We start from the raw sequence: 14,639 nt of genomic DNA, 5'->3' as shown, positions 1-14,639 counted from the left end.
TATTATTCACCTTCCGTTTCAGATGTTCTTTTCAGAAGTAGTGAATGAATTTGCCACAGCTCTTTTGAGAAATGTTCAATCTCTTTTTTTATATCACTGATGTCCTCTTTGTAGATTACACCTGTCGAATTTACTCGCTTTGCAATCTGATTGATGTTGTTTGTTGCATTAGAAAGTAAGCCTTGTAAATCTCTGAAAGGGTCTAAATCCACTTGATAAATTTCCTTTTCCAAAACGCATTTGCGGATGAAATGGCTCATGTTTCTACACTTCGCAAGTCTTTTTTTCTCTTCAAAAAGAGCCTTTTCGTCTTCAGTTAGTTTAATTTCAAGTCTTTCGTTTCTTATTCTATTTGCCATAGTTAGTTCCTCCTTTGAATGTATCTCGGGGTCTTAGGGTTCTCCCTAACAAGCTAAAAATTGATAAAAAAAGAAGCAGATCCCAAAGGGCTGCTTCGTCAATTTTCCGTAAGTGTCCGTACACTTACTGTGCTTGCTACAAAAGACTGATTATGGTAGCAAGCGTTAAGCACATATTGAATTCTAATATTAGTTTAAGTAATTGTACTTCTATATTTACTTGGTGTGATACCATAAGTTGATTTGAATATTTTAGCAAAATGTCCTGTGTGTGTATAGCCAACTTTTTCTGCTATCGTAGATATTTTATACTCAGGATTTTTCAGCAATAATAATGCCTTATTAAGCCTTAATTCTTTTAAGTACTCGTAGGGAGGAACACCGTAGTATTTGCGAAAAGCTAATTGAAATCGTGCAGGACTCATTAAAGCAATTTTAGAGAGTTCAAGTCCGTCAATATGAACCGATAAATCTTTTTTCATAGCCGATACAGCCCTTTTCAGATTTTGCTTATCTTTTTTAGTTAAGACAACGGATATATTTTTTCCCTTTTCTTCTAACTCTGTAATTATGATAGATAATAGTTCCATAACTTTGCTTTCCAAATATAAAGGCAAAATCTTTCCTTCAGCTTGGGATTCTCTTATCTGTTGAAATATAAAATTCAACTGCGGAGAATTTTGAGTTTTTAACAAATAAGAATTGAGAATCTTTGCTTTTTCATATTCAAAATCATCATATTTTAATTTTAAGAAAGTATCAAAGTATTCTTTGGTTAAGATTATTTTCGTAAACTTTACAGGCTTATTTGCCTCACAATAGGTATAAGTTTTCTTTTCTGTATTTAAGTAGCAATAGATACCTTTTTCTACATTATTTAACTTCCTTCCACCAACTTTAAATGAGCTGCTTTCTGTTTCAAATTGACTAATCTCTAAATACTTTTCAGATACTTCAGTTATTTTTTCAAGTGTTTTATTTGGAGTAAAGTTAGCGATTAAAATTAGAATTAAACTGCTGTCAAACTTTAGTATGCGAAAAGTACCTTTGCCAAAATGGGGATCTATTTGAAAGATTTGTTTGTTTTCAGTTGATAAAGTTGGAACAGGAATAAAAGGAGCGTCATGTACTAAGTTTGTTAAATAATCAATAACTGTTCTATCCATAAATTCTGCTCACCTCTTTTAATATCACAAATTTATTTAATTATATCACAAATTTATAAAATTGTAAATAGAAATACTGATGAAAAGCTTACAGATAAAGGGATTAAAAGGAATACCGAAATTCATGGTTAGATTTTGAGTTATAAAAAATTAGCTTTATAATAAGTGTAGTTAGTTAGATATAGCTAACGGTCAGGAAAGGAGATGGAATAACTAATGGAAAAAAAGAAGACAGGGATATCTTATGTATTCCAATTAGCAAAAGATGAGAGAAAAAAGCTACATTTAGGAATGTTTTTATCTGTCATTTCTGCGGCTTTATCATTAGTTCCTTATTTTGTAGTTTATAAGATATTACTAATGATATTCCAGAAGAATATTTCGTATACAGAAATTTTAATGTGGGCAGGTATAGGAATTATAAGTGCTGTTTTGCAAGCAATACTAATGTCCTTTGCGGGCATTTTATCTCATACAGCAGCTTTTAACACAATACACAGAATTAAGCTGAAAGTTGTAAATCATATTTCAAAATTTAATTTGGGATTCTTTCAAGAGCATGCCCCCGGAGAAATTAAAACATTGTTGTTTGATGATGTAGATAGAGTTGAAAATTTTTTGGCTCATAGCACTTTGGAATTAGCTCAGGCAGCAGTTGTTCCGGTTATTATGTTCATTTTCATGTTGAAATTAAATTGGATGATGGCACTTGTTATGCTTATTCCTATGATTTTGGGATTAGGAATTCCTATGATGCTAATGAAAAATTATCCGGATATGTCAACGGAGCTATCCGAAGATATTGCTGATTTAAATGCTTCGGCAAACGAATTTATAAAGGCTATGCCTGTAATAAAAATGTATCATTTAACAGCAGAAAAATTTGAACAATATAGAAGCTCATTGAATGCGTATATTACTTGTTGGAAAAAGATGTGTATGAGCTCTTGCTATCCTTTATCAATAACCTTAGTGGTTTTGGATTCAGCAATCTTATTTACATTGCCGTTCGGAGGATATTTCTTTTTGAGAAATTCTTTATCAGCAACATCCTATTTGCTATTTATTATGCTTACAATGTGCTTTTTTGTTTCGTTCTTAAATATGGTAACAATCTTTATGCAATCTATGGAGCTTGGAAGCGGATTGGATAACATAAAAAAAATAATGGATATGGATGAATTGAAAGACGGAACAAAAATCATAAACAAGAATGAGTGTATGAAAATAGATTTTAAAGACGTTACTTTCAGTTATGACGATGAAGAAACAAAAAATAAAGCATTACAACATATAAATTTATCCTTAAAACCGAATACAATAAATGCTTTTGTGGGACCTTCCGGTGCAGGCAAGACAACTGCTGCACAATTGATTGGGAGGTACTGGGATGTAACAAGTGGAGCAATTAAAATTAACGACATACCGATCAATGAATTAAAAATAGATAATTTGATGGACATTACATCATTTGTTTTTCAAGATGTATTTCTTTTGGAGGACACTCTCTATGAGAATATTCGTATGGGAACAGATACAGATGAAAATAAGATTATTGAGGCTGCAAAAGCAGCACAAATTCATGACTTTATTATGAGTTTACCGAATGGATATCAGACAAGAATCGGGGATCAAGGGGTGAAATTGTCAGGTGGACAGCAACAAAGAATCTCAATCGCAAGGGCAATACTCAAAGATTCTCCAATTATTATTTTTGATGAAGCAACTTCCTATTCAGATATAGAAAATGAGTACCAGATACAGTTAGCACTTCAAAACTTGTTGAAAAATAAAACAATCATTATGATTGCTCATCGTTTGCATACTATTAAGAATGCAGATCAAATTGTTGTATTTGATGAAGGGGAAGTCGTAGAGGTTGGAACACATAAAACTCTTTTAGAAAGAAAAGGGGTCTATGAAAGTATGTGGAATACATACACAAAAGATTACTTTGGAGAGGGGGTAAATGCAAATGCTTAAGATTATTAGAACACTTCTGAAAGATAAAAAAGAAAAATTGTATTTACCGATTTTTCTAATGGTTATTGATTCGATAGGAAGCATTGTTTTGTATTTAATGCTCTATTTTACCGTTGTTAATATATTGCAAAATACATTAACTAAAACCTTAATCATAGAATATACGGTAATATGTTTCATCAGTATGATTGCAAGGATACTGATTTATAGGCATGCATACTATTTGAGCTTTTCAAGAGGAGCTGAAATGTGTGGAGATATGCGTTTGGATTTAGCAAATCATTATAGGAGTTTGAGCCTTGGTCATTTCCAAAAAAATAGTAGTGGTTATCTATTATCAACTCTTACAAAGGATTTGAGTAGTTTTGAACTGATCATAACGCACACTTTACCATCGGTTATTAAAACGGCAGTTACAGCAATATTGATTTTATTAGGCACATTTTTTATCGATTGGAAGCTCGCATTATTAGAGTGTTTAGTATTGCTTATCGCATATCCTATGTTGATATGGGGCAACAAATTGATAGAAAAATACGGGGCAAGAAAAAGAAATTTAAATTCTAAGATGATTTCTATTATTTTAGAGTACATTCAAGGTATGAAAGCGTTTAAGTCAGCTAATATGACAAGTGAACATTTTGAAAGAATGATAAATACACTTGAAAATGTTAGAAAGACAAGCGTAAACGCAGAAAAGAAAATGGCGTTACCTACAAGTATGTACTTTATCACAGTTAACTTTTTGCTTCCGATAGTTCTTCTTATAGGAGGATATTTGCTTATAGATGGTAGTGTTAGAACTGAACAGTTTGTGGCTTTTATGCTTATGAGTTTAGCATTATCTGCACTTCTTATTGCCTTTCAACATTCCTATGGACTATTGAAAGATTTGAAATTAGCTGCAAGTAATCTTGAGAAAGCTTATGAAACGAAGCCATTGCCTTATTCTGAAAATGAAGTTGAATTAGAAAATTTTGATATTCAATTTAAGAATGTAAATTTTTCTTATGATAGAAATAAAACGATTCTGAACAATATTTCTTTTGAAGCAAAAGAAGGAACTTCTACAGCTTTAATTGGTCCTTCCGGTGGAGGAAAAACTACAATCGCTAATTTGATTGCAAGATTTTGGGATGTAAATAGTGGAGAAATTATAATTGGTGGAAAAAATATAAAATCCATAAAACCTGATGTGTTGCTTAAATATGTTAGTCAGGTTTTTCAAGATAATGTACTGTTAACCGATACTGTTTATAACAATATCAGGGTTGGAAAACCTAATGCAACAAAGGAAGAAGTTTATCAAGCTGCAAAATTAGCTTGTTGCCATGAATTTATTTTGAAAATGAAGGATGGATATGAAACGGAAATAAAAGATGGAGGAAGTACATTATCCGGCGGTGAACGACAAAGGATTGCTATTGCAAGAGCGATTCTGAAGGATGCACCAATTCTTTTGTTGGATGAATCTACAGCTTCTCTTGATCCTGATAATGAAGCTAAAATCAATAATGCTTTGGAGCATTTAATGCAAGGAAAGACAGTTTTTGTTATTGCTCACAGATTGAATACCATTAAAAACGCTAATCAAATTATTTTGATAAATAACGGAAGAATTGAAGAACAAGGAAATCATAATGAACTTTATGGAAAAAAAGGACATTACTATGAAATGGTAAATACACAGGAAAGAGCGAAAAAGTGGATGATAAAGGAGAATAGTTATGGAGAGGCTTAGTACTTTGAAAGAAAAGACAAAAGGTAAAGTTGTTGAAATTATTGGTGATACACATTTTCAAAGCAGAATAATATCTATCGGAATAACTGTCGGAAGCGATGTTGAAGTTATCCAGAATTATAAAAAGCAACCTATTCTCATTTATTGTAGAGATACGATGATAGCTGTCAATAAGATAGAGGCAGAGAAAATAATGATGGAGGTACTTTGAGATATGAAGAAAATAACGATTGCTTTGCTGGGGCAGCCTAATTCTGGAAAATCGACTTTGTTTAATGGGTTGACAGGCTCAAATCAACATGTTGGAAATTGGCCGGGTAAAACCGTTGAGAAAAAAGAAGGCGAATTTTCGTATAAAGATACCAATTATACGATTGTGGATTTACCAGGAACTTACGGATTATCAGCAAATTCAGAGGAAGAAGTTATAACAAGAGAATATATAGAAACCGGGAACGCAGACCTAATTGCTATTATGGCAGATGCTTCACAATTAAATCGAAGTCTATTTATGCTCTCTGACTACATTGGAATAAATATTCCGGTTGTCTTAATCATGAACATGATGGATGTTGCTACAAGTCAAGGGAAAAATATAAATATAAAGGGGTTACAAAAATCCTTGAATATACCTGTCATTCCTATCGTTGCGGCAGATAAAAAGGAATACAAAGAGTTTTATGCTTTTCTGGAGCATTCAGATAGAGGAAAAATTTTATCTGACGAAAATTTAGAAAGGGCATATGAAAATATTGTTGGAGATAACTATAAGCTATTAAAAAAACATATCCCTGATAAAGGTATAGGTGTATTTTCAAAGTCGTGGATTATCGGAAAATTATTAGATCAGGATGCAAAAGTAATTGCGTTAGTAAAAGATAATGTTGAAAAAGTCGAATTTGAAGAAATAGAGAACGTATTAAAAAGCATAAAAAATGGCAATTTAATAACCGGTAATTGTAAATTTGAATGGATAGATAAACTTATCAATGCAAATGTTATTCAGAAAAAGAGAGTATTTAAGAGAAGCAAATTTGATCGTATAGCCACAAGTAAAGCTTTCGGAAAACCTATGGCTATCGGAGTTATCATTTTAGGATTAGTTGCTTCTATGCTCATCGGATTTCCGCTAATGGGGTTATTTGGGTTTGTTATACCTAAAATATCAACATTGTTGGCAAAGGGGCTTGTCGCCATTGGAGTATCAAATTGGCTGATTTCACTTTTGTGTGGAGCCGTAATGACTGCAATTACTTTTGCATTGCAAATGGCAAGTTATGTATTGGGAATTAGCTTAGTATTTGGATTCTTGGAAGATGTAGGATATATGGCAAGAGTTTCCTATGTCTTTGACAACACTATGTCGAAATTAGGATTGCAAGGAAAAGCAATTATGCCGTTCTTGTTAAGTTTCGGCTGTAATATAGGTGGAATCACAGGAACGAGAGTAATTGATTCATGGGGACAGAGGGTTATGACGATTGCATTATCTTGGGTAGTCCCTTGCGGGTCAACATGGGGAGTAGTCGGGCTTGTTACAGGAACATTCTTCGGAAAACAGGCAGTATTTGTGATATTAAGCCTATTTGCAGTTGCTTTTCTACATTTACTAATCACATATAGGATTTTCAGAAAATCGCTTTATGAGGGAAGTGAACATTTTGGAATGATTATGGAACTTCCACCATATCACAAGCCACATTGGAAAAATTTACTTTCTTCTGTAATGAATAGGATGGGAAATGTACTGAAAAGGGCATTGAGTATCATTATCCTTATTTCTGTTATATTTTGGATTCTTGCCTATACGCCTGATGGAAATATAGCTAACAGCCTTATTTATAAAGTAGGAACATTTATAGAGCCTGTAACAAAATTGTTTGGGTTACCATGGCAATTATTTATGGCTTTTGTTGCTTCTGCAATGGGAAAAGAATCGGCATTAGGAGTAATGGCATCATTATTTACTTCTTCAGGAATATGGCATGCAGTTGAGGTTAAAGGGACAGTAGATACCGCTATTCTAAGCAATAATATGTTGACAATGATTTCAAAGCCGGAAGCCTTAGCATTTACTTTTGCCTTTTTCTTCAATATGCCTTGTTTGATGGCTCTTGCAGCTACCGCACAAGAAACACATTCAAAAAAATGGACGATAAAAATAGCACTGTATTATATATTATCGGCTCTAATTATATCTTGTGTTGCATATCATATTGGACTACTGATTTTTTAAGGTGTGATAAGTATGCTTATACAACTATTAGAAGTATTGAAAAAGAAAAAGACTTGCACTTTGCAAGAACTTGCTGAACTGACAGGTGAGGATTTAGATAGTGTAAAAATGAAAATTGAATATCTCGAAAATAATGGATATTTGGTAAAAACTAAAAGGTCTGCAACAAGTAAATGCCAAAGTCAATGTTCGGGATGCTCGAATTGTGTTGTTAATCAAGATGATATTTGGATTGTAAAAGATTGATAATAAACGGTAAATAAATGGAGGAATAAAATGGGAAAGTCTATATGTTTATTTCAAATAATAAGTCGCAATAAAAATAGCCCTTTTTCTATAAACTTTATATCTGTCAGTCTTTTCATATACTCACTCGTCTAAACAATTAAATACAATTAAGGAAAGAACGGGTTTCGTTCATTTTAGAGGACTTTTTATGCCTATGTGCAGAAGTCCTCCTTTTTTTGTCTAAAAACGCAGACAAAAAAAGAAATGGAGGAAACTTTATGGCAAAAGAGTATTACCTTTATGTCAGAGGGCAAAAGGTAAAAGTCAGTGAAGATATTTATAAAGTCTACTGGCGAGAAAAAGAACACGAAAAGTATTTAGAGCAGGTGGACAAGAAAAACCACTTGCTCTTTTTTTCATCATTGGATCATGACGGGAATTTTGTGGATAACCTTGCTGATGAAAGTGTGGATGTAGAAAAAATAATTGAAACAGTCAGAAAGGCTATGTCAAGGCTGAATGATGAAGAAAGGGACATCATAGAGCGTTTGTATTTTAATGATGAAACATTATCGAGTGTAGCAAGAAGTAAGAAAGTAAGCTATCAAGCTATACAATGGCGAAAAAACAATATTCTTAAAAAGCTAAAGGTGCTTTTGAAAGAATTTATAAAGTAAACGCCTTGTAGATGGGGGCAGATTTTCCTTTATAAATTGAAGGGAGATCTGTCCTTATATTTTTTTAAAGAAGTGATGAAAACAATAAAGTTGAAGAGAATCTCTCTTAAAGCCGTTAGGCTATTGTTCCTTGAAAACTGAATAGACCATGACGGGACTTTTAATTACTTAGTGAGCGTAAGGAATTTACGCCATGACTTTCCTGCTGAAGAAATTCGGTTTAAATGAATACTGTCAAAGACAAGGATAGAAGGAAACGAGCGATAAATAAATTTTCTTAAAGCAAAGAACGAGGATAACTTTGCGAGCGATGACCTAAGTAATGATAATGATACTTCTTTAGTGAAAGCCGGCTCATCTTAACAGGGGCGGTGGTGAGATTCCAATGTTGCTTATCCTAAGCACCCGTTAATGTCATAAAACTTTAGATAAAATTATATGAGGAGGATTTAGAATGAATAATGAACTATTAAGATATAGCCTCCAATTATCTATGCTGTCTATGTTACTTTCTAAGCACTTGCTCAGTGATATTGAATATAAAAAGATAAAACTAAAGCTGATGAAAAAGTATAATATCTCTACAGAATTATATTTATAATGTTTTGCAAGTGTGGTATAATAGAACTGCATAGAAAGATACAAAAAGGAGGCAGTGCAGTGAAAAAGGATGTTAAAGTTATTAAAGGTGATACCACACTGAAAAGAACTGCATCAGGGTGTGTTCAACGCTCAATAAAGAGAGTGGCAGCTTATTGCAGAGTTAGTACGGATACTGAAGATCAGATTAATAGCTATAATTCTCAGGTAGAACATTACACAGAATTTATACAGAAAAATAAAGAGTGGACTCTTGCCGGAATATATGCTGACGAGGCGATAACAGGAACACAGGTTGATCGAAGAATTGACTTTCAAAGATTAATAAACGACTGTATGAACGGCGATATAGATATGATAATTACAAAGTCTATATCAAGATTTGCAAGAAATACATTAGACACCTTAAAGTATGTAAGAAAGTTGAAAGAGTTTAATGTTGCGGTCTTTTTTGAAGAGGAAAACATAAACACCTTAACAATGGACGGAGAGTTGCTTTTAACAATTTTAAGTTCAGTTGCGCAACAGGAAGTAGAGAACATTTCAGCCAATGTCAAAAAAGGTTTGAGAATGAAGATGGAAAGAGGAGAAATGGTAGGCTTTCAAGGGTGTTTAGGCTATGACTATGATCCGGAAACTAAAAGCATTTCTATCAATGAAAAAGAAGCTGAGATTGTAAGATATATTTTCAGAAGATATATTGAAGGTGTTGGCGGTATGGTAATCTCCAGAGAACTTGAAGAACAAGGATATTTATCGCCAAGAGGAAATAAAAGATGGACGGAAACAACAGTTTTAGGAATCATAAAAAATGAGAAATATAAAGGGGATCTTATGATGGGAAAGACCTATACGGTTGATCCTATTTCAAAGAGAAGATTGGATAATTTCGGAGAACAGGATAAGTTTTATATAGAGAACCATCACGAGCCAATCATTTCGGAAGAAGATTTTGAAAAAGCTCAAGGTATTAGATTAAGAAGGTCAAAAAACAGAAATACCGTTGCTAATAATGGCGGTAAGAGAGAAAAGTATTCAAGAAAATATGCTTTTAGCAGTATGCTTGAATGTGGATTTTGTGGTCATAATCTTTCAAGAAGAAATTGGCATTCGAGTTCAGAGTATACAAAAGTTATATGGCAGTGTGTCAATGCTACTAAAAACGGAAAGAAGTATTGTCCGCATAGTAAAGGGATTGAAGAAGAAGCCATAGAAAAAGCATTCATGGAAAGTTATCGTCAGGTATGCCACAATAATGTTGAAATTACTAATGAATTCCTTAAAACTGTGGAAGAAGAATTGAAAGACAACAGTTTAGCTAAAGACCTGAAGAAGATAACAAATCAACTTGATAAGATACTAAAGAAAGAAAAGGATCTTGTTGAGTTAAGGCTGAATGAGTCAATCAGCATGGATATATATCAGGATAAGTATAATGAAATAGCTATTAGTAAAGAGAAATTACTTGCAGAAAAAAGGACTTTAGAAGTAACACTCACTGATGAAAAAGCGTTGAAGAAAAGGCTCGAGGGGTTTAAAAAATTACTTGAGTCCAATAAATATCTTGAGGAATTTGATAGGGCAGTATTTGAAAGTATAGTAGATAAAATCATCATTGGGGGAACTAACGATGAAGGTGAAATTGATCCTGCAATGATTACTATCATATATAAGACTGGAAAAAAAGATTCTCAGGACGGAAGATTATTCAAGAGCAGAAGAAAAAATGCCAAGGAAGTTAATGAGGAAACTGACAACAAATTGTATCCTCATTCAAGCGACGAGGTTAATAATTTGTATTCCTATCCTATTGACAACACATGTTGAGACTATAGCATTGATACAAAAGATGTAAATTTAGAAATCCTGCATTTTAAGCAGTTTTACAAGCATTTTGTATTTGATAAAGACGAAGAAGGATACGTAAAAAAGACTCAAAAAAACTACATGGACGTAAGAGTAGTTTTAAGATTAGTATGAGGAAACAAAAAAAATATATTTAACTCATTTTGTACTTTATACAAGAGTAGCTTAAAAAGCTGCTCTTTTTTTATTGAAGGGAGTAAGGATTCGTTACATATGTTATATAAAATGTAAAAACATTTAATGATGACAATGTATTGACAAAGCACGAACTTTGACATATAATAAGGTCAAAGGAGATGAGGATATGGCTACAACAAATTTGAATATAAGAACAGATAAAGAAATAAAAGAAGCAGCAGAAAAAATCTACTCCAGTTTAGGTTTAAATATGACCACTGCAATTAACATGTTTTTAAGGGCAAGTATTAGAGAAAGTGGCATTCCTTTTGATTTAAAACTTGATATTCCAGATGATGAAACTATAAAAGCGATTGAAGAAGGAAGAATGATAGCTAAAGATACGAATGTGAAATCCTATGATAATATGGATGACTTGAGGAAAGCCCTTGAAGTATAAAATAAAGTTTACAAGTAGATTTAAAAAAGACCTAAAGCAGGCTAAAAAGCAAGGAAAAGATATTAAAAAGCTCTTTGATGTTATTGAAAAAATAGCAAAGGATGAAACTCTTGATGAAAAATATGGAGACCATTCATTAGCTGGAAATTACAAAGGGACTCGAGAATGTCATATAGAGCCCGATTTTTTATTAATATATGAAAAAATAGAAGAGTTTTTAATATTATCATTAGTAAGAACAGGCTCACACTCAGGTTTGTTTAAGTAAAACAATATGAATGAGAGACTTCTATGACCTATACCTTGAAAATAAGTATATTGGTGATTTGACCTCTAATAAGGTTTTGAAGTAGTGATAATTATTTCAAATAGAATTAATGAGATGTAATTTAACGAACGCTGTCTGGCAAATTATAGACAAGAAAATATTAATTAGTAGAGAATATGGGTTAATATACTACTGTTTATAAATTTAAATGTTCTTTTAAAGAGAACGTTTTATATTAAACCGATATTTAATGGTATAATATAATAAATATAAGTCTTCGTTATAGTGTATATTGAGAACTTTTAGGTATAAAAGATTATTTAAAAAACTAATAGATTTAGATATGACAAATAGCGAATTGATAAAAAAGCAAGGATTGGTAAAAAATACATTTTATAAAATTAATAATGGGCAAATCGTAACCACAGATATTTTGCTTAGAATTTGAGAATTTTTTAGATTATGAAATTGAAGAAATATTAAAAAATGAAATTAAGGAGGATATATAAGTGAAAAAATATGGAAGTATAGATGAAATAGCTAAGGAATATGCACTTACAAATGAACAATTAAGGAACTATTTACTATTAAATGACATTTATTCACTAAGTGATTTAGATACGATTGATCTAAGTGATAAAGATATAATAGATGTTTTAAATAAGATAAATATTAATAAAAAATTGAATAATCATATTAATTTAACATCTCTTGAAAGTATAAAAATAGAAGGACTATTTGGAAAGTATAATTATTTGATAAATTTTAAAGATGATATTTCTATATGGGTATCTGAAAATGGCGTTGGTAAAACAACTATACTGAATATAATAGTTGCAATTTTGACTAGCGATAAAAACATATTAATGGATATTAATTTTAAAAAAGTGACTGTTAGTATTTCGGGAGAAAAATATGAAATAGATCGAGAACAATATTTTCAAGTTAATAGTAAAGATAATAAATATTCTAGAAGAATAGAAAATTTACTTGAAGAAATATCAATGTATTTGCCAAGAAGTTATTCCATAAAATTAAGGAAGGATTTTGAATATAAACAATATATTGATTTAGATCTAATTGAGGAATTAACTTATAGATATTTTGATAATGGGATTGACTTAATTAAAAATAAGAAGTTTATGTATATATTGCAAGAATTAAAAGAGTTACAATATGAAGATCTTTCTAGAATTTTGTACAAAATAAAAGATGCACTAGAAGAAGACATTCTTTTTTATCCAACGTATAGAAGAGTGGAAGTCGGTTTGGATAAAGTTTTTCTAAATCGTAGAGATGAGTACAATAGATATGAGTTATCACCAAAATACATGGGATTTGGAATGAATGATGTTAAAAATAGAATAAGCAATGTGCTGAATAAAATGAGAAAAGATGCAAATACAGCATATATAGAAATGAATGCAAATATCATTAGTGAGTTACTGAAGAAAAATGTAAGAGAATATCTTGGTGAATATAAGAGAATCGATATGCATAAAGTAGATGTAATAATAAAAAGAATTGGCGAGGAAAGAATCGATAATATTGATAGTTTAAAAAATTTCATCAATAATTCAGCAAAAGGCGAACTAATGCCTAATATAGAATTTTTATTATATTATTTACAAAAATTAGTAAAAATATATGATGAACAAAAACCATTAGATTCAAAACTTAGAAAATTTTCTGATGTTTGTACAAAGTATTTATCTGGTAAAAAAATAGTATATGATGAATCGCTTTTAACAATGAATGTTTATGATTTTAATAATAGGAAAATTGATTTTGAAGATTTATCTTCAGGAGAAAAACAGGTGATTTCTATTTTCTCTAAAGTTTATTTGGATGTAGTAACACCTTGTATATTTATAATTGATGAACCAGAGATATCATTATCAATAGAGTGGCAGAAAGAATTCTTGAAAGATATTTTTGACTCTCAAAAAATTGGATTAATGATTGCAACGACACATTCTCCTTTTATATTCAAAAATGAATATAGAAAATTCGTTATTGAACTTGATAAGTATAAGGAGGTGTAGACCTGTGGGTTTATTGAATTTTATGGAGAATGAATCTGACTGTATAGAGTCTATTTTTCAAAGTTATATAACCTCAAAGAGTAAGAAAGACATATTTTTATTTTTTGAAGGCAAGGATGATTTTAAGTATTATATTAGTAGAATATCTTCGTATATTTTGGACAAAGAATATAGGGTTTTTCATTGTAATTGTAAAAATAATGTTATAGCAGTTCATAATATGATTTCAAATCAAACCGCGATTGAAGATTTAAAAAAGAATATGTATTTTATAGATCGTGATTATGACAATAATGATAATATACCTGATAGTATATATGTAACATCGTCCTATTCAATAGAGAATAATTATTTTACGAATTCTGCAATAAAGAGAATATTAATAGGAATAATTGGGATTTCTGAAGAAAATGAAGATGATAATTCAGACTTTAAAGTTGTTTATAATCATATAATAAGTATAAGAGATAAAATTATTGAAGAAATTATTTATGCGAATGCCTGGTATTCATTACAAATTAAAAAATCTAAACATTGTGTTGAGTATACACAAATGTCAAATTTAAAAGAATATAGTAACATTAAGAATATTTGTAAAATACAAGTCCTTGAGAAATTAGTTAAAGATTCGCTTAAAATTAAAGAGTCTGAAATCAATAAAGAGATAGAAAATTTAAGATTAAATCCAGTAAGTAAAATAAGAGGGAAGTATTTTACTCAAGCACTAACACCTGTTTTTAGAGATGTATTTCAAGATGCAGGTAAAAATATAATAGAAAATATTTTTCAAAAAAAGAAAAATACATGCTAATTTATCTGACATAATTTCAGAATTGTCTGCATATGCAGATACACCACCAGAATTGATTTCTTATATTAGAGAAAGATTATCC

At 31.0% G+C, this 14,639-nt stretch carries 14 protein-coding genes; 12 read left to right on the top strand and 2 right to left on the bottom strand.

Annotation, left to right across the window (positions count from 1 at the left end; translation table 11 throughout):
- Positions 1 to 2 precede the first annotated feature (2 nt).
- Positions 3 to 359, bottom strand: coding sequence for a plasmid mobilization protein (locus tag BN30_RS02540; RefSeq protein ID WP_000013380.1), 357 nt, complete (start codon positions 357 to 359; stop codon positions 3 to 5).
- Positions 360 to 553: 194 nt separating this feature from the next.
- Positions 554 to 1,525: a helix-turn-helix transcriptional regulator gene (locus BN30_RS02535; protein WP_019117884.1), complete on the bottom strand. Its 972-nt coding sequence runs from the start codon at positions 1,523 to 1,525 to the stop codon at positions 554 to 556.
- Positions 1,526 to 1,741: 216 nt separating this feature from the next.
- Between BN30_RS02535 and BN30_RS02530 the strand changes: the two genes are divergently transcribed.
- The 12 genes from BN30_RS02530 to BN30_RS08780 all read left to right on the top strand — a co-directional run bounded on the left by BN30_RS02530 (position 1,742) and on the right by BN30_RS08780 (position 14,557).
- Positions 1,742 to 3,508 carry an ABC transporter ATP-binding protein gene (locus BN30_RS02530; RefSeq protein WP_019117883.1) on the top strand — a complete coding sequence of 589 codons (1,767 nt, stop codon included), beginning with the start codon at positions 1,742 to 1,744 and terminating at the stop codon, positions 3,506 to 3,508.
- Positions 3,501 to 5,249 (top strand): ABC transporter ATP-binding protein, encoded by a 1,749-nt coding sequence (locus tag BN30_RS02525; RefSeq protein WP_002841636.1) that lies wholly within the window; start codon positions 3,501 to 3,503, stop codon positions 5,247 to 5,249. The genes BN30_RS02530 and BN30_RS02525 overlap by 8 nt, the downstream gene beginning before the upstream one ends.
- On the top strand, positions 5,236 to 5,460 hold the full coding sequence (locus BN30_RS02520; protein WP_002416391.1) for a FeoA family protein: 225 nt from the start codon (positions 5,236 to 5,238) through the stop codon (positions 5,458 to 5,460). Before BN30_RS02525 ends, BN30_RS02520 begins: the two co-directional genes overlap by 14 nt.
- Before the next feature lie 3 nt (positions 5,461 to 5,463).
- Entirely contained in the window at positions 5,464 to 7,485 is a 2,022-nt protein-coding gene (feoB, locus tag BN30_RS02515) for a ferrous iron transport protein B (RefSeq protein WP_019117881.1), read from the top strand.
- A gap of 12 nt (positions 7,486 to 7,497) precedes the next feature.
- The gene (locus tag BN30_RS02510; RefSeq protein ID WP_000908215.1) at positions 7,498 to 7,731 is read left to right on the top strand and encodes a hypothetical protein; all 234 of its coding nucleotides are present in this window, start codon (positions 7,498 to 7,500) and stop codon (positions 7,729 to 7,731) included.
- 260 nt (positions 7,732 to 7,991) lie between these two features.
- Entirely contained in the window at positions 7,992 to 8,390 is a 399-nt protein-coding gene (locus BN30_RS02505; RefSeq protein WP_019213946.1) for a sigma factor-like helix-turn-helix DNA-binding protein, read from the top strand.
- Between the two features lie 454 nt (positions 8,391 to 8,844).
- Entirely contained in the window at positions 8,845 to 8,991 is a 147-nt protein-coding gene (locus BN30_RS09980) for a hypothetical protein (protein WP_001058407.1), read from the top strand.
- A 59-nt stretch (positions 8,992 to 9,050) separates the two neighbouring features.
- Entirely contained in the window at positions 9,051 to 10,817 is a 1,767-nt protein-coding gene (locus BN30_RS02495; protein ID WP_019213945.1) for a recombinase family protein, read from the top strand.
- A 343-nt stretch (positions 10,818 to 11,160) separates the two neighbouring features.
- Entirely contained in the window at positions 11,161 to 11,433 is a 273-nt protein-coding gene (locus BN30_RS02490; protein WP_019213944.1) for a type II toxin-antitoxin system RelB/DinJ family antitoxin, read from the top strand.
- Positions 11,423 to 11,701 (top strand): type II toxin-antitoxin system YafQ family toxin, encoded by a 279-nt coding sequence (locus BN30_RS02485; RefSeq protein WP_019213943.1) that lies wholly within the window; start codon positions 11,423 to 11,425, stop codon positions 11,699 to 11,701. Before BN30_RS02490 ends, BN30_RS02485 begins: the two co-directional genes overlap by 11 nt.
- Positions 11,702 to 12,210: 509 nt before the next feature.
- Entirely contained in the window at positions 12,211 to 13,746 is a 1,536-nt protein-coding gene (locus BN30_RS02480) for an AAA family ATPase (RefSeq protein ID WP_019213942.1), read from the top strand.
- Positions 13,747 to 13,750: 4 nt separating this feature from the next.
- Positions 13,751 to 14,557 carry a DUF4435 domain-containing protein gene (locus tag BN30_RS08780; RefSeq protein WP_019213941.1) on the top strand — a complete coding sequence of 269 codons (807 nt, stop codon included), beginning with the start codon at positions 13,751 to 13,753 and terminating at the stop codon, positions 14,555 to 14,557.
- Positions 14,558 to 14,639 lie beyond the last annotated feature (82 nt).

This window comes from Fenollaria massiliensis, assembly GCF_000312505.2.
In the GTDB taxonomy this organism is placed as follows: Bacteria; Bacillota; Clostridia; order Tissierellales; family Peptoniphilaceae; genus Fenollaria; species Fenollaria massiliensis.
Note: the sequence above shows the minus strand (reverse complement) of the source record. Positions and strands in the feature narration are given on the sequence as shown.